The 23510-nt window shown below is 39.7% G+C and carries 15 protein-coding genes and 1 tRNA gene; 3 read left to right on the top strand and 13 right to left on the bottom strand.

What is annotated here, in order from left to right:
* Positions 1 to 38 precede the first annotated feature (38 nt).
* Together BT797_RS03915 and BT797_RS03920 are read right to left on the bottom strand one after the other, a co-directional pair.
* Positions 39 to 1256, bottom strand: coding sequence for a M24 family metallopeptidase (locus BT797_RS03915; RefSeq protein ID WP_075471129.1), 1218 nt, complete (start codon positions 1254 to 1256; stop codon positions 39 to 41).
* Between the two features lie 88 nt (positions 1257 to 1344).
* Entirely contained in the window at positions 1345 to 2262 is a 918-nt protein-coding gene (locus BT797_RS03920) for a LysR family transcriptional regulator (RefSeq protein ID WP_075471130.1), read from the bottom strand.
* A 113-nt stretch (positions 2263 to 2375) separates the two neighbouring features.
* On the opposite strand from BT797_RS03920, the gene BT797_RS03925 reads away from it, so the two are divergent.
* Positions 2376 to 2669 (top strand): putative quinol monooxygenase, encoded by a 294-nt coding sequence (locus BT797_RS03925; protein WP_075471131.1) that lies wholly within the window; start codon positions 2376 to 2378, stop codon positions 2667 to 2669.
* Positions 2670 to 2751: 82 nt separating this feature from the next.
* Positions 2752 to 3408 (top strand): nitroreductase family protein, encoded by a 657-nt coding sequence (locus BT797_RS03930; RefSeq protein ID WP_075471132.1) that lies wholly within the window; start codon positions 2752 to 2754, stop codon positions 3406 to 3408.
* Positions 3409 to 3522: 114 nt separating this feature from the next.
* Here the strand turns inward: BT797_RS03930 and BT797_RS03935 are convergent.
* The 7 genes from BT797_RS03935 to BT797_RS03965 form a co-directional block, all read right to left on the bottom strand.
* Positions 3523 to 3599, bottom strand: a tRNA-Arg gene (locus tag BT797_RS03935).
* Between the two features lie 89 nt (positions 3600 to 3688).
* On the bottom strand, positions 3689 to 5089 hold the full coding sequence (locus BT797_RS03940; protein WP_075471133.1) for a methyl-accepting chemotaxis protein: 1401 nt from the start codon (positions 5087 to 5089) through the stop codon (positions 3689 to 3691).
* 171 nt (positions 5090 to 5260) lie between these two features.
* A complete protein-coding gene (locus BT797_RS03945; RefSeq protein ID WP_244534129.1) occupies positions 5261 to 6910 on the bottom strand; it encodes a response regulator in 1650 nt (549 codons plus the stop codon).
* Positions 6911 to 7149: 239 nt separating this feature from the next.
* Positions 7150 to 8253 carry an OmpA family protein gene (locus BT797_RS03950; protein WP_075471135.1) on the bottom strand — a complete coding sequence of 368 codons (1104 nt, stop codon included), beginning with the start codon at positions 8251 to 8253 and terminating at the stop codon, positions 7150 to 7152.
* Positions 8254 to 8939: 686 nt separating this feature from the next.
* Complete coding sequence (glgB, locus tag BT797_RS03955; protein WP_075471136.1) at positions 8940 to 10874, bottom strand: 1,4-alpha-glucan branching protein GlgB; 1935 nt, start codon at positions 10872 to 10874, stop codon at positions 8940 to 8942.
* 22 nt (positions 10875 to 10896) lie between these two features.
* Complete coding sequence (gene malQ / locus BT797_RS03960) at positions 10897 to 13104, bottom strand: 4-alpha-glucanotransferase (protein WP_075471137.1); 2208 nt, start codon at positions 13102 to 13104, stop codon at positions 10897 to 10899.
* Between the two features lie 18 nt (positions 13105 to 13122).
* Positions 13123 to 15579, bottom strand: a complete 2457-nt coding sequence (locus BT797_RS03965) for a glycogen/starch/alpha-glucan phosphorylase (protein WP_075471138.1) — start codon at positions 15577 to 15579, stop codon at positions 13123 to 13125.
* Positions 15580 to 15966: 387 nt separating this feature from the next.
* Here BT797_RS03965 and malT point away from each other — a divergent pair, with 387 nt between their 5' ends.
* A complete protein-coding gene (gene malT / locus BT797_RS03970; protein WP_045111232.1) occupies positions 15967 to 18678 on the top strand; it encodes an HTH-type transcriptional regulator MalT in 2712 nt (903 codons plus the stop codon).
* A gap of 453 nt (positions 18679 to 19131) precedes the next feature.
* On the opposite strand, the gene BT797_RS03975 is transcribed toward malT, so the two are convergent.
* The 4 genes from BT797_RS03975 to BT797_RS03990 all read right to left on the bottom strand — a co-directional run bounded on the left by BT797_RS03975 (position 19132) and on the right by BT797_RS03990 (position 22988).
* A complete protein-coding gene (locus BT797_RS03975; RefSeq protein WP_075471139.1) occupies positions 19132 to 20454 on the bottom strand; it encodes an RCC1 domain-containing protein in 1323 nt (440 codons plus the stop codon).
* Positions 20435 to 20995 carry a hypothetical protein gene (locus BT797_RS23555; RefSeq protein WP_075471140.1) on the bottom strand — a complete coding sequence of 187 codons (561 nt, stop codon included), beginning with the start codon at positions 20993 to 20995 and terminating at the stop codon, positions 20435 to 20437. The genes BT797_RS03975 and BT797_RS23555 overlap by 20 nt, the downstream gene beginning before the upstream one ends.
* A 226-nt stretch (positions 20996 to 21221) precedes the next feature.
* A complete protein-coding gene (locus BT797_RS03985; protein WP_075471141.1) occupies positions 21222 to 21614 on the bottom strand; it encodes a cupin domain-containing protein in 393 nt (130 codons plus the stop codon).
* 222 nt (positions 21615 to 21836) lie between these two features.
* Positions 21837 to 22988: an iron-containing alcohol dehydrogenase gene (locus BT797_RS03990; protein ID WP_045111234.1), complete on the bottom strand. Its 1152-nt coding sequence runs from the start codon at positions 22986 to 22988 to the stop codon at positions 21837 to 21839.
* Positions 22989 to 23510 lie beyond the last annotated feature (522 nt).

Raw genomic sequence — 23510 nt, forward strand, 5'->3', positions numbered from 1 at the left:
AATTTATAGCTCTTAACTTATAACTATTATTTAAAAAACTAAGCTTGATAACCAAATGGGTCATCAATCGAATACGATGGTTGAGTAAACCATTCAGGTCCCGCATTAGTCATATAAAAGTGATCTTCCAAACGAATACCAAACTTACCAGGGATCACTAACATAGGTTCATTACTGAAACACATACCTTTCGCCAATGGTGTGGTATCGTTACCGACTAAATATGGCCATTCATGGATATCTAAACCAATACCGTGACCAGTACGATGCGGTAACCCCGGTAAATCATAACCCGGTCCAAAGCCATCTGCTTCCAGTGAAACACGAGCCGCGGCATCAACATCCTGACAAGCAACATTAATCTGTGCTGCATCAAACGCGGCTTGTTGCGCATTTTTTTCACTTAACCAAGCAGCGCGTACTTCGTCACTTGCTTCACCAAATACATAAGTGCGGGTAATATCAGAATTGTAACCGTGTAACTGACAACCGGTATCAATCAATACCACATCATCTTGTTTCAAGAATTGTGCATCTTTAACACCGTGCGGGAACGAGCTGGCTTTACCAAATAATACGATGCAGAAATAAGAGCCGTTTAGTGCACCAACCACTTTATGTGCTTGATGAATGAATTCTTCCACTTCCGTCGTACAAATATCTAAACGTAAAATACGTGCAGCCGCTTTATGTACTTCTAACGTCATGTCTTTAGCACGTTGTAATAAAGCAATCTCAGTATCCGATTTTTGCTGACGGCAACCAGCCGTCACAACCTTAGCATCAATATATTCAAACTGCGGATACGCATGACGAATATTGTTAAACATAAAGAAAGCAGTCGCTTCGTCAATACCAACAGTGCCGTCGGCAATATCAAGTTTAGCGAGAATATCACCAAATAATTGTGCAGGACTTTCATGTTCATGCCAGCAATGCAGTGGAGCTTGTACCTGCATAAATTCATTAATGGTATCTTGTTCAAAGTGTGGCGCGATAAACTGTAACTCACCTTGCGCAGGTAAAATAGCACCAACCATACGCTCACCAGCACCCCAACGCATACCCGTGAAATAATACAGGTTTGTGCCCGCATTAAGATATACAGCTTTAATGCCTTCACGTTGCATGATTGCTTGTGCGCTTTCAATGCGTTCATTAAATTCTTGTAACGAGATAGCTTTAACGTCTGCAGTCATATCAGCGAGTTTAGCTAATTCTAATTCCGCAGTTGAACCACCAATACCAATAGTCATAAAAGTCCTTGTTATACAGCTTAATTAACAAAATATAGATGAAATCACTTTACCATACCTGACTGGCTAGATGTAGCGCCAGACTGAGCTAACTTAATTCAGCTTCACACTTACGGCGTAGCAAATCACGCAACATCAACATCGCCGGGGTAACCTGAGTACGGTTAGGACAAATTAGCCATAAGTTAATGGGCGGCGAATTAAAATCACTCAGAAGTTCAACAACATTACCCGCACGTAAGTCAGCCACCATATCTAACCGCGACTTCATCGTAATGCCCTTGCCCGCGACAACCCAACGATGGACGACATCAGCATCGTTACTTAATCGATTACCAGTCACTTTTACCTTGTATTTACCGCTATTTGTTCCAGCACTGTTTCCAGTACTATCAACAAATGGCCAGGTATCATAAACACGCTCACCAAGACGATAGAGCAGGCAGTTGTGTTGTGATAAGTCGTTAGGATGATTAGGCTCACCATATTTCGCTAAATAGGCTGGTGATGCACAGACGACACGATCTATTTTAGCAATGAGAAAAGCAACCAACGAGGAGTCTTCGGGTTCGCCATAGCGCAGCGCCATATCAATTTTGTCATGATAGAAATCAGCCAAATAATCGCTAACATTGAACTGAATAGATAACTCAGGATAAGCATCCATCATCTCATCTAGCCAAGGTAAAACAATATTACGTCCTAAATCTGACGACGCGGATAAGCGTATTTCACCGGCAATTTTACCCTGCATTTCATTTAATGAGGATTTACCTTTTTCTAATGCCGCTAAAGCCTCAGTACAATGTACTAAATAGCGTTCACCTTCTGCGGTGATGCGTAACTTACGTGTCGAACGAATAAAAAGTTGAACGCCGAGTTGTTTCTCTAAACGTTTTAACGCAGCACTCGCCGCTGCAGCTGTCATCTCTAACTGCAGAGCTGATGCGGTGATGTTGCATGTTTGCGCTGTTCGCACAAAAAGAGTGAGATCTTGAATATTCATTATCAAATAACTTTTGAAACTGTTAGTTTAATTACCATGTTTTTAGAATAGCAATAATCAAGGATAATGTCCCCATTCACTAATGTGTATCGTCAATAAAAGGGAACGATAATATGCCAACCCCACTAACAATTATTGCAAACATCGAAGCTAAAGCAGATCAAATGGAGTTAGTAAAAACAGAATTATTAAAGTTGATTGAACCGACACGACTTGAAGAAGGCTGTATCCAATACGATTTGCATCAAGACAATAACAACCCAGCTCTGTTTACTTTCGTTGAAAATTGGGCGAGTCATGAGCTATTGCAAAAACACCTAAATAGCCCACATTTAAAAATGTATATGCAAACAACCGAAGGGGCCGTCGCAACTTTCACATTAAATGAAATAACAAAAATTGCATAAGTAACATACATTCATCAATATTCAGACTTACGCTATTAGTAAGTACAAATTAACAGTGCCAATTTATTATTAAGGTTTATTTATGACTCACCAAATTATCAAAGATCTTAGCCATCGTTACACAACCAAAAAATTTGATTCATCAAAAAAAATATCGCAAGACCAACTTGCCGTGGTTATGGAAGCAATGCGTTTATCTGCATCATCAATTAACTCTCAACCTTGGAAGTTTATTGTGATAGAAAGCGATGAAGCAAAACAGCGTATGTATAATACCTTTGCCAATAAATTTCAGTTTAACCAACCACATGTTTTTAGTGCATCACACATTATTATTTTTGCCCATAATCCAGCGTATACCCGTGCAAACTATGAAGCAGTTATCGATAAAGGTATTGCAGATAAACGTACTAAGCCAGAAGACAAAGAAGGCGCCTTTGGTGCATTTGCTTTTGTTGAACTAAATACAGATGAACATGGCAATACCGCGCCTTGGACTAAAGCACAAACCTACCTTGCGTTAGGTAATACAATGCATACGCTAGCACGCCTGAATATTGATTCAACGCCAATGGAAGGAATTGATAGCGAATTAATCAGTAAAGAGTTTGCTGTAGAACTAGATGGTTACGTTAGTGATGTGGCACTAGCGATTGGTTATCGAGATGCTGAAAATGATTACAATATCGCCCCACCAAAATCACGTTTAGCAATGGAAGATGTGATGGTAAAGATATAGAAGTTAAACCGTGATAGTCCAATAATTACAATTAATAGCAGAAATAAGTATCAACTCATACACACTCCTGTGTGTATGAGTACTACATGTATAAGTGCTATATGCATAAAATAATGGTGTCCCAGAGAAGATTCGAACTTCCGACCTAGCGCTTAGGAGGCGCTTGCTCTATCCAGCTGAGCTACAAGGACATTTCATAATATCTATTATATATAAAATAAAACAAAATAGAAGCCTGTTCACCTCTTCCAAAACATTAAAACGCTATATTATTAACCATTTATATCTTCAAATCAGCAGTTAAATAACTTAATGCCTGCGCCTGCTGTTTTAACTTCAAGATACATGTGGTTGACTGTAATATTACATCACCAATTTGGTTTGATTGATTACGTACTTGTTCAACGTTTGTCGCGATATCAATAGCGACCGATTCCTGCTGTTCAGCTGCGGCTGCGATTTCAGAACTGCGATCTGATATCTGTTGATTACGCAGAGCAATCTGCGTAATTTCATTATCCACAGAGTCCATTAATTGCTGGCTAGTCCGCGCCTTATTTACCGTCGTACCGATAATATTAAGCAGCTGTTCGCTGTTTTCTTGAAACAAGCTAATCATTTGTTGTATCTCAACGGTTGCTCCTTGAGTACGTGCAGCCAAAGTTCGGACTTCATCTGCAACCACAGCAAAACCTCGTCCTTGCTCACCAGCTCGAGCAGCTTCAATTGCCGCGTTTAGAGCTAATAAATTCGTCTGTTCAGATATAGCATCAATCGTTGTGACTACATCACCAATACGTGTGGCATTGGTATTTAGCTCAGAAATAGACGTTGCGGCATCTCCAATATCACACGCTAATGTCGACATAGCCGACTTAGTCTCACCCACTTGCTGTCTGCCGTGCTCTGTAACGCTCTGAGCTTCATCTGTTTGTACTGATGTTTGCTGTGCTTGCGTAGCAACTTGACGAATCGACGCAGCCATTTGCTCTGTAGCACTAGCTAGTGAGTCAAGGTTTCGCTGCTGTGCCACGGATTCTGATTCACTTAACGTACTACTTTGGCTTAAATCGTTACTGATTTGTTGAATAAGTACATTCACATTTTGGATTTCTTGCACCATTTTCAATTCGCGCTCAGCGACCTTATCGAGCGTAATAGCAATGGTACTAAACTCATCACGTACTGGTAAAAAGTTCATTCGATGAGTTAAGTCACCATCAGCCAGTAAGCCCAATGCTCGATTCATACCAAACATAGCACCACCAATGAATGTCATTATGTAATATACGCTCGCCAATACTATTAATAATACAACAATGGTTAAGCCAATTTGAAAGTTAGATAAGTAATCAAATACATGGGGTAAATCTTTAACAGCTAACGAATAATCCATACCGCTAACTTCCGAAGATAATTCACCTCGACCAAATTGAAAATTACTATTTACTAATAATGAACGTGCATCGGTTTCATTTACTTGGTATTTACTTAACAAGCTTATGGTACTTTGAAGCTGTGTTGTCGTTATATCGATTTTTTGCTTATCAGCAGCACTCACCAATACGAAGGAAATATTAATCACAGCCAGCAATGGAAGAAGGAATAGCAAATAGAATTTTTCTTGTAACCTAAGGTGAATGAGGTATTTATCTATCCATCTAAAAGTAATCTCTTTCATGCTGACTTATTTCCTAAATGTTATAAAGTATCTATAATTAAATGATTTATAACTATTATAAGTAGATACAAGACAAAAACTGATACCTTAGCCGCATTTAAAATAATATATTTAATAAAAAGGTTAGTGCATGTTCGAGTTCATATAAATACTCCAACATTATTTATAACGTTATATGTGTAAACTCAGCTTATCGATGGCTAAATGAAACAATTCATGTGTACGACGTTTTTCTTCTGTTGTGGGGCGGTTATCATTTTCATAGATCCAGTCACAAGATTTAAGAATACTTTCACGTTCATGAATACTGGTTTCTGATTGGGATTCTGAGGGTGTTGCCAATGCCGTTAATTCAATAATCAAGCGGCAATTATTATAATTAAACGGGACTCTGTGAAAAGCTTTATAAGCATAGCAGATCGCTTGATTAGCCGCATTGTCTTGACGTTGTGCTTGTGCTTTTTCGGTCAGTATTTTACCTTCTTGTAGACGTTGCTGGATTTCATGTTTGGCACCATCAAGCATCTTAATTTGACTTAACATTAAGATATCTTCATTGGTGTTTTTACACAGTTCCTGTGCACGTAACATCGAGGCATCATACAAGTCCGGAATACCACACAAACCATATAGCCTTGCAATGTTCAATTCAGTATAAAAGTCCACAGTAGGTTTATCAACAACACTTAATTTATGCACCACAATCAAAGCGTTTTTAATATCTCCATTGATATAAGCAAGAATACCAAGCCCAATTAACAAATTAAACTCAGCGATACTATCGCCTTCAGATTTCGCACTATACTCATGAATTCTATACTGCGCTTGACTCAATAACTCATCGTGTTCTTGGGTCGATTCAGTATATAAACTTGCGAGTAAAAGTGACACATAAGTATTCATCGCAACGCCATAACTATAACGACTAGTATCTTTAACCTTAGTAATAAAGCGCTGAAAACCACCTGCCGCTTTATCATGTTGCTGCAGTGCCGTATACAAATTAGCAAGTATGAGCTCACGATGTGGATTGGCAGGATTAACTTTATGCGCAATATTAAATTCACGAATGGCATCCGGTAATTTATCCCTAACCATCATGCAATTAGCAAGGCTTTGACGAGCAACAGGTTGACAGGGGTGCTTGGCTAATATTGCCTTGAACACATTCTCAGCTTTATCCAAATCACCTAGCGATTGGTAAGTTTGACCTAAACCGATTTCAGACCAGATGGAGTCCGTTTCGTCACAAAATTTTTGATAAAATACTAAGGCTTCATCATGCCGTTTTAAACGTAATAAACAATCACCATAGATACGATCTATATAATTAACATATTGCATATTATTGGTGCGATAGTTATCACATAACTCCAGTGCGAATTGATAATCTTGATTATCCATGGCCAATAATAGCGGGGCGATCACGGCTTTACGTACTAATACGCTTTCAATACGATGAATAAACTCTTGTGAGCATAAAGGCTTAAGCAAATAATCATCGGGCTCTAATTCAATAAAATGTGTAACAACCGAAAGTGTACTATCACCAGTAACACAAATAAAAACGGTATTGGATGCAATTAATTTTCGCTGTTTGATCTCATCAAAAATAAGCGCACCATCGATGTGATGATTCATATTGTAATCACAGAGAACTACATCATACTGATGTTTAGATAACAAACGAATGGCTTTTAAACTGTCAGTAGTACTATCAATAAAATCATTCGAAACACCAGCACTGTTGAGCATCCAACGCATTAAAGAGATGATAGTGATAGAGTCATCAATGATTAAAAATCTTTTTTTATTTATCATCTTATCCCCCAAATCCATTTGAAACATAGTTCTTATTAATATAGGTCTTATTAATATAGTTCAGTAGGCATTTTACAGCAGAAATTATCATTGAAATGTTATGGTTATAGTGTTTTAAACATAAATACACTCGTATCGATTAATAATACATATTAAAAAGCCAGCTTTCGCTGGCTTTTTAATTTTGAGCGCCGTATCTTTAGATCGAACGAAACAATAGCCTCTATCAATAATGCGCTTTATTTATAGCTAATTTCAGCCATTACACGTCGATTTTCTAAGCGCCCTTCTTTTGTACTATTACTAGCAACCGGTTGCTCTTGCCCATAGCCTATCGCTGATACTCGTGAAGTATCAATTCCATACTCACGAATAAGGATATCACGTACTGCATCGGCGCGACGTTGTGACAATACTTTATTATAAGCAGCTTTCCCACTGCTATCAGAATGCCCTTCAATCACCACATCGGCATTTAAAAACTGCGTCATCAAGTCGGCAAGGTCTTTAATTTTACTTTTTGCAGTCTCTGGAATGACTGCCGAGTTATTGGCGAAATGAACTTCGAGTTTCATCGATGCAGGTTGTTCCATTACAATTACACAACCATTTTCATCAATAGAATCAGTCGTCGCACTATCAGGGCATTGATCTAGGTAATCAGGGATCCCATCACCGTCACGATCGAGTGCACAACCATTATCATCAACATAAACACCACTTGGCGTATTTAAACATTGATCATTCTTATCAAAGATTGCATCACCATCACCATCACTCTCGCTTTCCTGCAATACCACAACAGCAGGCGCTTTACTCTTACTACCAAATGCATAACTCACACCGGCAGTAATTAATGAATCCCAACGTTCATCGTCCAAACTATTAATCATCTTGGCTTGTAATCGTGCAGACCATTTATCATTAAAGTGATAACGACTACCAATACCGACATTAAGTTGTGTTTCTTTGGTGTCATAGGCTCCAGAATCAAATGTGCCATGACCAATACCCGCATTGATAAATGGTTGCCAATTTCCGATTTCAGATGTGTAGTAAAGCCCATCAAGCGTATATTGTGCGTTATCTATATCACCAGAAGAGCCGTCAATGTCAGGATTACCATAAAGGTAGCTGACTTCTGCACCAAACTTCGGGCTAATAACATATTCTCCACCTATAACCAATGCAGCACCGTCTTCAACACCTGATTTTGAACCAAACATATGATAACCGACGGCGGGATTTAGATAAATCGTCCCGGCCTTTTCAGCAAGAGCAGGTTGCACAGATGCGACCATTGCGCACATAATCAAACTTAATTTTCCATTTATATTTTTCATTAACCCTCTCCTTTTGTTTAAACAATATTACCTAATAGGTATTGAATGTACATGGTTTTATTTAAAAATATTTAAAATCAAGATAAGTATAAATCAAGTAGGATAAACGTGACGTGTTGTGTCACAAAACAGTTAAAACTAAAGGATATAAATATCAATATTGAATAGAATAATAATGATTAATGTCGAAACTAGTTTTAATAAATAACTACATCTATAAAGCGAATAATACTACTTAGAAATGCTTATTTTTACTCTAAAGCATGAATACATATTTAAACATATGTTTAAATATGTATAATCTTCGTCATATCACGCATTAAATATCACAAGATGGACATTATGATTAGAAAATACTGTAAATTCTCGATAACCAACCCAAAACTCCACAGGCTGCATATTTCCCTATTACCGTGCATTGCTTTTTATTCAACATATGAGTTGTTAGAAAATCAGAATTTGATATTTTCTTTAGGTTTTGTGATGATCGTTCCATCACTATTTATACTTGGTAAGTCGGCTGAATACGCTAGAAAATATTTTCCTTAGTCTTCGTTGCAAAGTACACAATCTTGTATCGTAACTGCCTACTGAATTTTCCGTTTAATGGAACCTCTCGGCAGAAGGAAGGCAAAAATCGCTTGCCTTTCCATTTGCTACGATCCTGATCTATTCATATCGATCGTTTATCCCGCAGCGCACCAACGATAAAATACAGTAGCCAACGGTGGTAATGTTAATCGTAATGAATCTGTGAGCCCCTGGCTTTGCACTTTTTCACTATCCGCACTACCGACAACCGGATAATTACTGCCAGCGTAGCATCTGGCGTCCGTGTTTAATAACAGTTCATAACGACCTGAATTCGGAACACCGAGACGGAAATTATCTCTTGGTATTGGCGTGAAGTTACTGATCACCAAGATACGTTCGCCACTCTCACTAATACGTTCATGTGCTAACACACTTTCGGCTTTATTATTTTGTAAGCGCCACTCAAAACCAGCAGGATCGCAATCAAGTTGATACAGTGCAACTTCCGTCTGATACAACTGATTCAAATCTGCAGTCAATTGTTGTACACCCGCATTATTAGCATGTTGTAGCAGCTCCCAATCCAGTTGCCCATCATGGTTCCACTCTCTCGATTGAGCTAACTCCGCCCCCATAAAGTTAAGTTTTTTACCCGGCTGGCCATACATATAACCCGTATAGGCACGTAAATTAGCGAACTTTTGCCATTGATCGCCGGGCATTTTTTCCAATAAAGAACCTTTACCGTAAACAACTTCATCATGAGATAAGGCTAATACATAGTTTTCACTAAATGCATAAACTAACGGGAACGTGATAGTATCGTGATGGTACTTACGGTTAATTGGTTCTTCTTTCATATAATTTAAGCTATCGTGCATCCAGCCCATATTCCATTTAAAGCCAAACCCTAAACCACCTAAGAAAGTAGGTTTCGATACCCCAGGGTATGCCGTCGACTCTTCTGCAATCGTCATAGCATTAGGAAAATGGTTATAAATCTCTTCATTCATCCACTTTAATACCTTGATGGTATCATAGTTACGATTGCCGCCATCGCAGTTAGGGATCCACTCGCCCTCATTACGCGAATAATCCAAATACAGCATCGACGCAACAGCATCTACGCGGATACCATCCACATGGAATTGTTCTAACCAATACAAGCTATTCGACACTAAAAATCGCTGTACATGATCTTTACCGCAGTCATAAATATAACAGTGCCAATCTTGGTGCCAACCACGTTTCGGATCTGGATCATTAAATAATGCCGTGCCATCGAAATTTGCTAAACCGTGATCATCTTCAGGAAAATGCGCAGGCACCCAATCGATGATGACACCGATACCAGCCTGATGACACTGATCCACAAAGAGTTTAAAGTCATCTGGGTGACCAAAACGACTGGTCGGGGCGAACAGTCCAATCGGCTGATAACCCCAAGAACCATAGAAAGGATGTTCTGAAATTGGCATCAATTCAACATGGGTATAATGCATTTTTTGTAAATACGGAATCAATGTTTCCGCTAATTGACGATAATTCAAAAACTCATCGTCTGCATCACGCAGCCAAGAACCGACATGGAGTTCATAAAATGATAATGCTTGTTTGTGCTTTTCGGTGACAGCACGTTGTTGCCATGTATCATCCTGCCATTGATAGCTATCTTGCTGATACACCAAGGATGCAAATGAAGGGTACTGTTCTGCATGCGCCCCCCATGGGTCGGCTTTATATGGCAAGCTCTTACCATTACTATCCACAATGGCAAACTTATAGCGCTCACCAATATTTAAGTTAGCAATGAATACACCCCATAGCCCTGCGTCCAATTGACGCAAGGCATGATCGTTAGTATTCCAATCATTAAAATCACCAATCACACTAACTTTACTGGCATGCGGCGCAAACACTAAAAAGCGCACACCCGATATCCGCTGACCGTCGTGCATAAAACTGACACACTGCGCCCCCATCTCTTTGTGCATAAGTTTTGGGGTATGTAATGTTTCCATACTTGGCATCAAGCCAGAATATGCTTCAAGGTTGTGGATCACAGCCACATTTGCAACCAACTGCATTAAAACTTCCTTTCTACTACGATTAGCTGTTCACTACTTCGCGATTTACTGCTTCATCACAGGCTTTCGCACGTGCGGCAGTCAACTCTGCTGCTAAATAATTAACATTAGGACAACTAAACATGTCATCCAATGTGGCTGATAGTTTACGACGCCAGTTCGGGTATTCATCTACCGTTCCCGGTACGTTAACAGGCTTGTCCATGGCTAGCCAATCTTCAAGCTGCAAACTTAACAAGCTGCTTGAACCTGCTGCTAAATGTAATTGTAAGCTGTTACTCAGTGCTTGGTCCATAGGAACATAGTTTGCATTGCGCCCCACAGACTCCGCCAGGTTACCGTGCCACGAAACACTATTGAGTATTTCTTGTTTCGATTTGCAACGAGCATCAAACAAACCATCCAGCTGTGCTTGATCTGGGTATAGTCCTATGGTTTGGCCTAATTTAAGGTCTTCACAATGCCAGAAGCCACGTAGTGTCGGCATATCATGGGTGCACAGTGTTGCCATTGATTGTGATTGGTAATGTGCCGGTGAAAAATATCCGCCATCTTCGGCAGTTTCAAAAAAGAAGACTTTGTAAGAGTGAATTCCCGCGTTACTTAACAAGCTCACGATCTCATCAGGCACAGTGCCAAGATCTTCACCAATCACAGCACACTGATGACGATGGCTTTCTAACGCCAAAATAGACAACATATCCTGAACCGGATAATACATGTAAGCACCAGATGTCGCAGCCTCACCTTTGGGGATCAACCACAAACGTAGCAGGCCTAATACATGGTCGATACGCAGGGCACCACAATGCTGCATGTTGGCACGCAATAATTGAATAAAGGCATCATAACCCGTTGCTTTTAATTGCGCTGGATTAAGCGGCGGCAAGCCCCAGTTCTGTCCTAAAGGCCCTAATACATCAGGTGGCGCACCAATGCTCACATCTTGACACAAAGTACCTTCATCAGCCCAAACTTCAGCGCCACTATCGGCAACACCAACAGCAAGGTCACGGTAAAGGCCCATATTCATACCTTGCTCTAAAGCAAATTTTTGTACATCAGCGATCTGTTCATCTGCAATCCACTGCAAGTACATATAACGTTGGATCGAGGACTGATTTTGTTTAATAAAATTTTGTACCGCATCGCTGTTAATATCACGCAATTCAACAGGGAATACTTGCCAGCCCCACACACTCTTATCTTTATCATGTAACTGTTGATGTAGCGCATCGAAGCTTGCTTGATGTAATAAACTACTCCCACCTTTCTCCACGAATGCTAAGAATTTTTGAGCACGAGAGCTATTAGTCGCCAAATGACGTTGTTGGAACTCGCTAAATAACAGCGGTAATACGCTCATTTTTAAACGTGACACTTCACTGTAATCAACCCACTCAGTGGCACGAGTTACATGTAGGGCTTGCTGGAACTCATTGCTACCAACACGTTCTTGCGCTGTTGAACATAATGCAAATTCAGGTACTGCAGTCACATCTATGTATAACAGATTTAACCAACGGCGAGATGAAGGGCTGTACGGGCTCGCACCTTCCGGATTAGCGGGGAATAAAGAATGTATTGGATTTAAACCAACAAAATCACCACCACGCGCGGCAATATCGGCCACCAGCTGTTTCAGATCGCCAAAATCACCAATACCCCAGTTATGATCGGTTTTCAAAGTATACAGCTGCACACTTGGGCCCCAAGATTTATTGCCTTGTTCAATCGAAGACTGTTTGTAACACGCTTTGGGCGCAATGATCAGCGTCATTTCGTAAGGCGATTTACGACGACGGCGTAATACCTGTAATTTGTGATAACCCAAAGTAAGATCACTCGGTAAAGAAAAAGTAAGCACCCCACCTTCGTCACGCGTATCGGCAACAATTTGCGATTGCAGATAACCTCCTACAAGTTCACCTTGCTCCGTTTCTAACTGCCAGCTAAAGTCACTAACTCTCGCGCTTTGTCCCAAATTCAAATCAATATGAATGGGCTCACCATCTTTAACCACTTTTACAGCCGTTAAAATTGGCGTTTTGTGTTTTTTATCCGCCGACGCGAGTAATGTCTTTTCAGATTGAGTATCATAGCCTAGCGCAGCTAATAAACGTGTTAGCGTTTCATCAGAGACGACTTCATTGTTACCCCAAGCATTGGTATAGCTATCTGCAATACCCGCTTGTTCAGCAACGTTTTTCAGCACATTACTTTGTTCCATTTTATCCTCCATGAATACTTAACGACTAACCGCATTTAATTGCCAAATGTTGTTCGCATAATCACGAATACTACGATCAGAGCTAAACTTACCATTACGCGCTGTATTTAAAATTGCCATTTTTGCCCAACCCAGTGGGTCACAATATTGTTTATCAATACGTGCTTGAGCCTGCACATAATCAGCAAAGTCCGCTAATACAAGATACGGGTCACCGTCTTCTAATAAGCTATGGCGTGTCGCATTAAGTAGACCAGGTTGACCGGGCGTAAATTCATCACCTATCAGCAGATCCAGCGAAGCACGTAATAAGTTATCAGCGTCATAATAATCATGAGGGTTATAACCTTGTGCCTTCAGTGCTTGCACTTCATCGACATTAAGACCAAAGATAAAGACATTGTTGTCTCCCACTTCTTCACGGATCTCAACATTAGCACCATCCATTGTCCCAATTGTTAACGCACCATTCAGAGCCATCTTCATATTACCGGTACCCGAGGCTTCTTTACCCGCTGTTGAGATCTGCTCAGATACATCCGCAGCAGGGATAATGATTTCAGCTAAACTGACACGATAGTCAGGCATAAATACTACTTTTAAGGTATCACCAATTCGCGGGTCATTGTTAATCTTTTCTGCGACCTTATTAATCGCAAAGATAATTTCTTTAGCTAATTCATATCCAGGTGCCGCTTTTGAAGCAAAAATGAACACTCTTGGCTGCATAGTAAAAGTAGCATCGTTAATTAAACGATGATACAAAGACAAGATATGCAGTAAGTTAAGATGCTGGCGTTTATATTCATGCAGACGTTTAATCTGTACATCAAAGATGGCATCAGGATTAAGGGTTATATCCATATGTTCAGCAACCCAATCTGCTAGACGTTGTTTATTGGCTTTTTTAACGCGCATAAAGTCAGTTTGGAATTCACGATTATCCGCAAATGCTTCTAACTGTTTTAGTTGGTCGAGATCTTTGATCCAACCACTACCAATTTTACTGCTAATTAGCTCTGACAACAGTGGGTTACAGAATTTCAGCCAGCGACGTGGCGTAACACCATTAGTGACGTTCTGTAATCGTCCAGGGAATAATGCATTAAACTCTGGAAATAAATCACGCTTCACAAGGTCAGAATGCATCGCCGCAACACCGTTAACCGCATATGTACTGGCAACACATAAATTGGCCATGCGTATGCGACGCTCGTCCCCTTCTTGGATAATTGACAGCTTACGTAATTTCTCAATATCGTTTGGCCACTTATCAGCCACCATCCCCATTAGACGTAAATTAATATCAAAAATGATCTCCATGTGTCGGGGTAACAACATCTTCATCAAATGTTCACCCCATGTTTCTAATGCTTCAGGCAATAAGGTGTGGTTGGTATAAGCAAATGTTTTTGAGCTAATCGCCCATGCGTCATCCCAACTTAGCTTATGTTCATCAAGTAAAATGCGTAATAACTCAGGAATGGCAATCGTTGGGTGGGTATCATTAAGTTGAATAGACTCTAACTTAGCTAAATCCATAATCGAGTGACCTGCGGCTTTATGACGACGTAAAATATCAGCCACAGAACAAGCGCAGTGGAAGTACTGCTGCATCAAACGTAGTTCTTTACCTTTGTCATGATTATCATTTGGGTATAACACTTTGGTCAAATTACCCGCCTGAATATGGTTTGCTTGTGCTTCAGCATAATTACCTTCATCGAAGCGGTTCAAATTAAACGGCGCTGGTGCACGACATTCCCATAAACGCAGTGGATAAACAGAATTATTATTATAACCAACAATCGGTAAATCCCACGCCATGCCTTCTACTTGTAAACCCGGAACCCAACGACGTTGACTGATACCATCACGATCTAAATACTCTTCGACATGGCCATAAAAACCGACGTTTTGCGCCAGTTCAGGACGAATTACTTCCCAAGGGTAACCCGTTTCATCACGCCATACATCCGGTGCTTCTTGTTGACGACCATCATTAAAGCTTTGCTTAAACAAGCCATATTCATAATGTAATCCATAACCTACCGCAGGATATTCTTCCGCTGCCAATGAATCCATAAAACAAGCGGCCAGACGACCTAAACCACCATTACCTAATGCTGGGTCACGCTCTTCTTCTAATAAATCAGTCAGGTTTTGACCAAACTCAGCCATTGCGACTGTGACTTGTTCATACAAGCCCATGCTAATAAGGTTATTACCAGTAAGGCGGCCAATAAGGAATTCTAATGAGAGATAATTAACACTGCGGGCATTTTTTATCTTGGTATCTTGTTCTGTCGCAAGCAAATTCATCGTCGTTGTTTCAGCTAGTGCATACTCCATCGCTAAGCGCCACGTATGCGCACTCGCTTGCGCTGGTAATGTCACTAATTTTGTCGTTAAGTATTTATTAACGGCGGCTTGGAATGCTGTTTTATCAAAGCTTTTTTTTACTGTCGATTTCATCTTACATCCTAATGCTAATACTACTGGTTCAAAGTTAAAACTAATAAATTTTCAATGAGATGAATCTTGCCTTAATCCGTAAACAGCAACATCCTCCTGCGTCGACAAATTAAAGGAGGAGTGGTTTAGGCGTAGACTCGTCTATTTCTAGGCTGGCATGTAAGTCACCGTGATAGAGTTCGCAATTTATGGGGGAGGATGAACGAATTTAAGTGATTCCAGTCTCATTATTACTGCATATGAAGATAGCAAAATGAAACAAGTGATAGTCCTGTCACCGTTTTTAATATCTGATTTAGTTATTATATAAATATTGGTAGTGAAAATATAAATCAAAAACAGCAAGTCGCGATCTCGCCTTTATACTCAGACAAATAAGAACAGCTTATGTGGATAACATCAAAATTAAATCGCCCAACTCGCTTACATAATTCAATCTCTCGTACCCGGATTTTAGATCATCTTCAAGACGCAGCATTTAATAAATTAGTCTTATTTCGTTCACCTGCAGGTTATGGTAAAACCACCATGGCAGCGCAATGGCTCAAAGACCACAGTCAAGTAGGTTGGTTTAATATCGATGAAACCGATAACGATACGTTTCGTTTTGTGAACTATTTTATTCAAGCGATTAACAAAGTCACCGAACAAGCCTGCATCAATTCGCAAGCATTGGCCGAACGTCGCCAATATAGCTCGCTGCCTAATTTATTTAGTGAACTGTTTGCCGAACTAGCGAACTATCAAAGTGAGTTTTATCTGGTCTTAGATGATTATCACTGTATTAATAATGATGAGATCCATGAAGGCTTACGCTTCTTTCTTAAATACATGCCAGCGAACTGCACGTTAGTCGTCACCAGTCGTACTTTGCCACCCCTGAATACCGCAAACTTGCGTATTCGCGATCTACTTATCGAACTCGACAGTGAATTATTAGCGTTTGACGACCAAGAAATTGTACAATTTTTTGAACAACGTATTGGCTTTAACATGAGCGATACTGAAGTCCAAAAATTACAACTGAAAATTGAAGGCTGGCCATCAGCATTACAATTAATCGCCCTGCAAGTAAAACAGAAGCAACACAGTGTGGCCGAATCGACGGAGTGGATCTCACAAATCAAGCAATCCCACCTGTGGGACTATTTAGCTGAAGAAGTATTTGATTTACTAGATAAATCCTTACAAGTATTTTTAATGCAATGCTCAGTTTTTACCATTTTCAATACTAGTTTAATCACTGAGTTTTTTGATAATGAAGCAGCAAATAACTTATTAGAGTCATTAGATAAACACGGGTTATTTTTACACTCCCTCGAAGGTGAACAGAATTGGTATCGATTCCACAATTTATTTGCTGATTTCTTGAAACACCAACGCCATACCAAGCTTGCACAGAGTAGCAAGCAATTACATAAAGACGCAGCGCGCGCTTGGTTAAAACATGATAATCCCCAACAAGCACTGTTTCATGCCCAACGCGCCAAAGACAGCACCTTAACCGCCGAGATCTTATTAGCACACGGTTGGCACATGTTTAATCAGGGTGAATTAGCCAATTTAGAAACGACCATTAGTCAACTGCAACCCGATACCTTATACCAAAGTCCCCGCCTGCCGTTATTACGTGCTTGGTTAGCCCAAAGTCAACACAGTTATGATCAAGTTGGTGATTTACTCGCGCAAGCATTAATCGAATTAAAACAGCGTAATATCGAGTTAACCTTAGCCGAGCAAGGTGAGTTTAATGCCCTGCGTGCGCAAGTAGCAATTAACCAAAACAACCCAGAACTGGCATTACAACTGGCTGAAAATGCCCTAGAACAATTAGATCCCCGTAATTATCGCAGCCGAATTGTAGCGACGTCGGTAATTGGTGAAGTAAATCATGTACTCGGCCATTTAGATCGAGCACTGGCCATGATGCAACAAGCAGAACGCATGGCGCGCCAGTACCATGTTTACCCGCAAGCATTATGGTCGCTGTTACAACAAAGTGAGATTTTAATTGCCCAAGGTCATATCCAATCCGCGTTTGAATTACTCGACAGTGCTGACCAACTCGCTGACAAACAACATCTACAGCAACTGCCCTTGTATGAATTTTTACAACGTATTCGTAGTCAGATCTATTGGCGTTGGAATCATTTAGATCTAGCAGAAGAGTTCGCCCATAAAGGGTTAAATGTATTGCCTAAATATTGCCAATCTAAATATTTACAATCGTATGCTATCTTAGCGCGCGTACATATATCGCGTGGAGAACTGGATAAAGCAGGTCGTTATATCGACTTATGTGGCGAGCTTATCGATCAGTCAGATTACCATGCAGACTGGATAGCCAATGCTAACTTTTCTCAATTGTTATACTGGCAAGCTAAAGGGCTGAACAGCCAAGTTGAGCAGTGGTTGCAACAAAGCCAACCCGTCGCAGACAATGCCTGTAATCACTTTACGCAGAGTCACGGTCGTAATCTGGCACGCGCTTATATGTTAACGGAGAACTATAGCCAAGCACTCCAGATCCTCGATCATTTACAACAAGCAGCAACGCGTCATCAACTGATTTTCGAACAGCAAAAAAATGCTACCTTGGAAGCCGTGTTCTACAGTCAATCCGATGACCAAACACAAGCGTTAGACAAGTTAAAAACCGCACTGACATTGGCAAATACCACCAGCTCAATTTGCGATTTCTTGATTGATGCCAAAATGATTGCAGAATTACTTAACGGCTTATTAAAACAAGGTAATATGGCCGAGTTAGAACGTTATCGTGCTGAAAAGCTACTTGCTGAAATGTCGATAAAACGTCACAACCGCGCGATTTATTTTGATAAAGACTTTGTGCATAAGCTATTGAATAATCACAACCTGCCAGAACTGATCCGCACCAGCCCGCTGACACATCGTGAATGGCAAGTACTTGGCTTGATTTATTCTCGTTACAGCAATGAACAGATCTCGATAGAGTTAGATGTCGCGTCCACGACCATCAAAACTCATATTCGTAATCTGTATCAAAAGTTGAATATTGCTAATCGTAGAGAAGCGATTGAAACTGCTGAGAATTTATTGAAGATGATTGGCTATTAATTGAGAGCGAGCGGTTAATATCGCCCATCAATTCAGGATCCGCCAAGGCATAGATACAAGGATAATGAATAAATATTCATGTTTGCCATCGCCAGCATAGCGGGTTTATCTGGCCGCGTGTCAATCATTAGAAGCTTTGAATTCGGCATTCGAGCGTGATTTCAGTAAACTTTTAAAAAGTTATGAACTGTACAGAAAGGACTACAAGTTCAACAACAACAACAACAACAACAACCGGGTTAACGCCTTCTCTGGTTACGGAATAAACGGCACGAGCCTAGTTTAAGTAGGGTTGTGTATGACAACGGAATTCCTAATTGAGATGTTTGATGGTCGTTAGCTACGGGCCTGCAATAATTTTTGGTGGAAATTAGTTCGCTAGATTTCACTTAGCGAACCACAATCTTGTTCTGAATCTTAATAACCTACGTTATGTGCAGTGATATTAGTCTCCTACCTAGAAGTCGCGATCTGTCTGAAACCACGTTCATTCTCGATATCATATATGCTGCCATTGTCAGTATATATGGTGAACCCCTTTTTCCTAGAAATCACACGATCTATTTTACCGGCAATTTTTTTCTTTTTTAAATTAAAACCACCACCAAAGTCTTTATAACCCCATGTGTTCACCATGGAATAAGAGTTCTTAGTTGACTGGTATTCTTTTGCAAATAAGTATGCGCCGTCATTGCTCTTGAATTGATTCACTCCGTCCACTACTCCCACACTGTAAAGGTCTAAAAAATTAACGTGACTAGGCCTGTTACTATCGTAGTAATAATATTTATTGTATTCGCCAAACACTATTTCGACATCAAGATCCCATATACCTTGCCATGATATTACTTTTCCGTCTTCACCTATTGCCGAGTAACCGGCTACATTAGCTGTAATATCAACAATATTGTTTAGTTCATTCGTATGATTCACCGTATCGGAATAAATATTTCCACCGCTAAACACACTACCCCAAGTAATGACTTTACCATCTAGTGTTAAAGCTGCAAAAGATTGTGACGCAGCGACGATAGTTTTAACATTAATTAACGCATCAACTAAGTTATAATGGGTTACTTTCTTAACCGGTTTATAATGGGCAGGTACAGTGATTTGTTTTTTACCCCATCCGCAAACCGGATCATCGCCATAAAGTTTACTGACGCAAACCTTTGACTTTTCGAAGTGTTTTTTCTCGAACGTATAATAATCGTAGACGAAAGAGCCACCATAAGACGAATTACCCCATGCACCAACGCTATTATCCAGTGTTAAGTAAGCATATGCGTTATCGTTATTAATCAGTTTCTTTATATTTTGTTCAACTAATTCTGCTGGCTCTTTCGCAAGAGAACCCCATCGGTAGAGGTACCCCAGATCCGTTAAGATTGCGTAGTTACCTAAATAGTAGTCGTTGAGCTCAGAAAAGCTGCGAATATTGCCAATCAAACTCGCACATGTTGTCGTGCCTTTATCGATGTTAAGAATGCACGTATCACCACTGCTTGATTCCGTTGCGATGCTATTATTGACTCCGAATATATTAATGATGTTGCTTATGTTCAATTGTTCAACATGACTGTCTTTTCCTATGAGGTACACATTGCCAACATTGGTTAATATGATGAAACTTTTATTCAGAGCATGGACTTTATTGATTCCCTCCGAGTTAATAGAAGTTATTTGAGCATCATTTTTAGTTTTGGGACCCCAAAGATAAAAACTGCCATCTTCTTTAATACCTGCAAATGCAAAGTTAGTAGCAAATATTTTCATTGACTGGAATTTTCTCAAATCTATGTTCTGCATGATAAGCAAGTTCACTATCATCAAGTATATGATCCCATTCAAGCACTTCGCCATTGTTGAACAACGTCACTTTACTATAACTATTAGATACTTGCTCAATTGGAAATGCTTTATTAAAGGTCTTAGTTAATGTTTTTGATGTCATGCCATTGTAAGTGAGCTTCACCGAAACCGTAATTGGCGAAAGGTGCTCATTTTCAGCAAGTTTATATTCACAATTATCTGAAACGTTTATATTTCCAATTTCCCAAGAACACGCTACGATTTCTGAACCATCGAGAGCATTAGTTGATGGTAGGATTTTTAGGGTGTCTTTGTTGGCATAATCATTCTCTGGGTTAGACAAATAAATCTGAGATTGTAGTCTAAAGTCCGTAAGAAGGATTTTGTTATTAGAGGTTGTGACGACAGGCTTTCCTGAACCACTACCACTACCACTACCACTACCACTACCATCACCGCAACCGATTAATAGCAGAGGGAGTAAAACATATAGGTATTTATTCATAACTTACTCATAAATTGAAATTAAGTCAAAATGAAGGCTGTTGTTGTATGTATTGCTATCATGTTCACTATTCAGGTTGTTGTTAACACACTCAATTGCGTGAAGATTATAACACTACACAAAACCAAATCGCAGCATTAATCACCACCTTAACAACCAAATTGGATATTAAGGGGGTCACTTCACATTTGTTCAAGGCTTTAAAATAAATTATTCGATGAAAAGTCTATTTGACCGGAGCGAAGTCTGCAGATGCTTCGCGGTGTGCAGTGTAAATAGCTTCACCATCACTTTCAGCGTCAAAAATTACTTTCACGTCAGGAGAGAATAAAATAACATCTCCTACTTCAGCGACATACTTATTACCATCCATATCACGCATAACAATCTTACCTTTTGTCACTACTTTATATTCAACAGCGTCGTAACAATATTCGAATTCTACGCCTGGTGACATGGTGAAATGACCAACCGTCAATGCAGCGCAGTTATTTGTTACAGCTACTTCAGCCATGTCACTTTTTAAGTCTTTAATTTCAAGTAATTTACTGAGATCATTTAACTTAAAAGAACCTGCTTTAATCAAGGTTATGCTTGGCTTACTCGTTAATGTTGTCATTATATTATCCGTTCTATTTTAGTATGAAGCCAAGTGAATACTTTAATATCAAGTTATGATATTTTCACTCACTTGGATGAATTTGTTGAAATGTAGTATCAATTACTGAAAGTAAACAATGTGGTTAAAAGGTAAATATCTGAAATATTCCACACTATTTAGTCGCGTACATTTACTTGATAGCGTAAGACCTAAGGTGATGTTCCCTTAGGTCGATATTCATTACATGCGAGCTTTAAATATGTCAACAATTTCAGCAAGACTTGCTTGGCGAGGATTAGTCAGAGAACAAGCGTCATTCAAGGCATTTTGAGCCATAAATTCAAGTTTATCTTCTGTCACACCAAGGTCTGCTAAACGTTGTTTTGTCCCCACTTTTTCAGACAGTGCATCAATTGCAACAAGACCGGCATCAACAGCTTGTTGTTGACTCATTCCCGTAGTATCAATTCCCATTGCTTTAGTAATATCAACAAAGCGTTCAGGAACAATTTGAGCATTAAAGCGTGAAACTTCAGCTAATAGGATCGCATTACACAGACCGTGTGGTAGGTCATAAGCACCGCCTAACTGATGTGCCATTGAGTGAACATAACCTAAAGAAGCATTTGAGAACGCCATGCCTGCGAGGTATTCACCGTATTGCATTGCGTCACGGGCTGGACGGTTTTCACCATCGTTTACCGCTGTTTCAAGGTGTTGAACAATTAACTCAATCGCTTTAATAGCCGAAGCATCGGTAATTGGCGTAGCGGCCGTTGATACATAGGCTTCAACTGCGTGAGTTAATGCGTCCATACCAGTAGCGGCAGTTAATGACTTAGGCATTGCAACCATTAATTCAGAATCGTTTACCGCAATGATAGGCGTAAAGTGCTTATCAACTACTGGGTATTTAGTTTCATCTTCAGGTATTGTCACAATGGCAAATATAGTCATTTCAGAGGCTGTACCTGCAGTTGTATTAACGGTAACTAAAGGCAGTTGAGGCTTCTTAGATAAGTGAACACCTTTTGAGTAATCACGGATATGACCACCATTAGTCGCAACAAGTGCAATACCTTTCGCAGCATCGTGAGAAGAACCGCCACCAAAGGAGATTACAAAGTCACATTGGCTTTTAGCGAGTAATCCAAGGCCATCTTCGATGTTTTTTTCCGTTGGATTTGGTTTGACGTCATCATAAATAACAAAGTCTAAGTTATGGGCTTTTAGTTCATTCGTTAAAGCACTTATCAAACCAATTTTAACTAGCACGCTATCGGTAACGATGAGTGCTTTCTTAAATTCTTTTGATGCTAATTCAGCACCTAAAGATTGAATAGCATTAGGACCCATTAGGGTGACTGGTGGCATGTAAAATACATTGCTCATAATGATTCTCCATTTATAAAGTTAAATAATGTTATTTCAAAAATCTGACCGCTCAATGCAGATGTTTGAGTCAATAGGAATGGTTCAGTAAGAACCTGTGTCAGTCCATAATGGGTGATATTTAATTATTGCTGTCAGCCACTTGGGTTTAGCTTTGTCTCAAAGAGATACTTGGATGTTTAAATGAATAAGTATTTCTTGTTGGTGGGTAGTTTACTACTTTGGGTTGGAGGAACAATTAGGGCAAACGGTAAAAGACTATTACAAAATAGGTAATAATAGGATGGCGATGTGTAGTGGTACAGTTAATTTGGCCTCTTAGTTGGATAACAACATTCAGTTAAGGATGTTTTGACTGAATAAGGTAAAGATCCTGTCCCGAAATCTGTGTAATTGCCTATCATTAACTTAATCATATTAAGGATAGGTAATTATGACAAAGCAAGAACTTGAAGCCTTTGCAAAGGAAGCCGCAAAAGGCTTGAAATCTCAACAAGACCTCCTCGATTTTAGTCAAATGCT

This window comes from Moritella viscosa (assembly GCF_900120065.1).
GTDB lineage: Bacteria > Pseudomonadota > Gammaproteobacteria > Enterobacterales > Moritellaceae > Moritella > Moritella viscosa.

Excerpts from the sequence above, each read along its gene's own strand:
- BT797_RS03915 (WP_075471129.1), bottom strand. The coding sequence starts at position 1,256 with ATGACTATTGGTATTGGTGGTTCAACTGCGGAATTAGAATTAGCTAAA.
- BT797_RS03950 (WP_075471135.1), bottom strand. The coding sequence starts at position 8,253 with ATGAAAAATATAAATGGAAAATTAAGTTTGATTATGTGCGCAATGGTC.
- malT (WP_045111232.1), top strand. The coding sequence starts at position 15,967 with ATGTGGATAACATCAAAATTAAATCGCCCAACTCGCTTACATAATTCA.
- BT797_RS03930 (WP_075471132.1), top strand. The coding sequence starts at position 2,752 with ATGACTCACCAAATTATCAAAGATCTTAGCCATCGTTACACAACCAAA.
- BT797_RS03940 (WP_075471133.1), bottom strand. The coding sequence starts at position 5,089 with ATGAAAGAGATTACTTTTAGATGGATAGATAAATACCTCATTCACCTT.
- BT797_RS03990 (WP_045111234.1), bottom strand. The coding sequence starts at position 22,988 with ATGAGCAATGTATTTTACATGCCACCAGTCACCCTAATGGGTCCTAAT.
- malQ (WP_075471137.1), bottom strand. The coding sequence starts at position 13,104 with ATGGAACAAAGTAATGTGCTGAAAAACGTTGCTGAACAAGCGGGTATT.
- BT797_RS03975 (WP_075471139.1), bottom strand. The coding sequence starts at position 20,454 with ATGAAAATATTTGCTACTAACTTTGCATTTGCAGGTATTAAAGAAGAT.
- BT797_RS03925 (WP_075471131.1), top strand. The coding sequence starts at position 2,376 with ATGCCAACCCCACTAACAATTATTGCAAACATCGAAGCTAAAGCAGAT.
- BT797_RS03965 (WP_075471138.1), bottom strand. The coding sequence starts at position 15,579 with ATGAAATCGACAGTAAAAAAAAGCTTTGATAAAACAGCATTCCAAGCC.
- glgB (WP_075471136.1), bottom strand. The coding sequence starts at position 10,874 with ATGCAGTTGGTTGCAAATGTGGCTGTGATCCACAACCTTGAAGCATAT.
- BT797_RS03920 (WP_075471130.1), bottom strand. The coding sequence starts at position 2,262 with ATGAATATTCAAGATCTCACTCTTTTTGTGCGAACAGCGCAAACATGC.
- BT797_RS03945 (WP_244534129.1), bottom strand. The coding sequence starts at position 6,910 with ATGATAAATAAAAAAAGATTTTTAATCATTGATGACTCTATCACTATC.
- BT797_RS03985 (WP_075471141.1), bottom strand. The coding sequence starts at position 21,614 with ATGACAACATTAACGAGTAAGCCAAGCATAACCTTGATTAAAGCAGGT.
- BT797_RS23555 (WP_075471140.1), bottom strand. The coding sequence starts at position 20,995 with ATGAATAAATACCTATATGTTTTACTCCCTCTGCTATTAATCGGTTGC.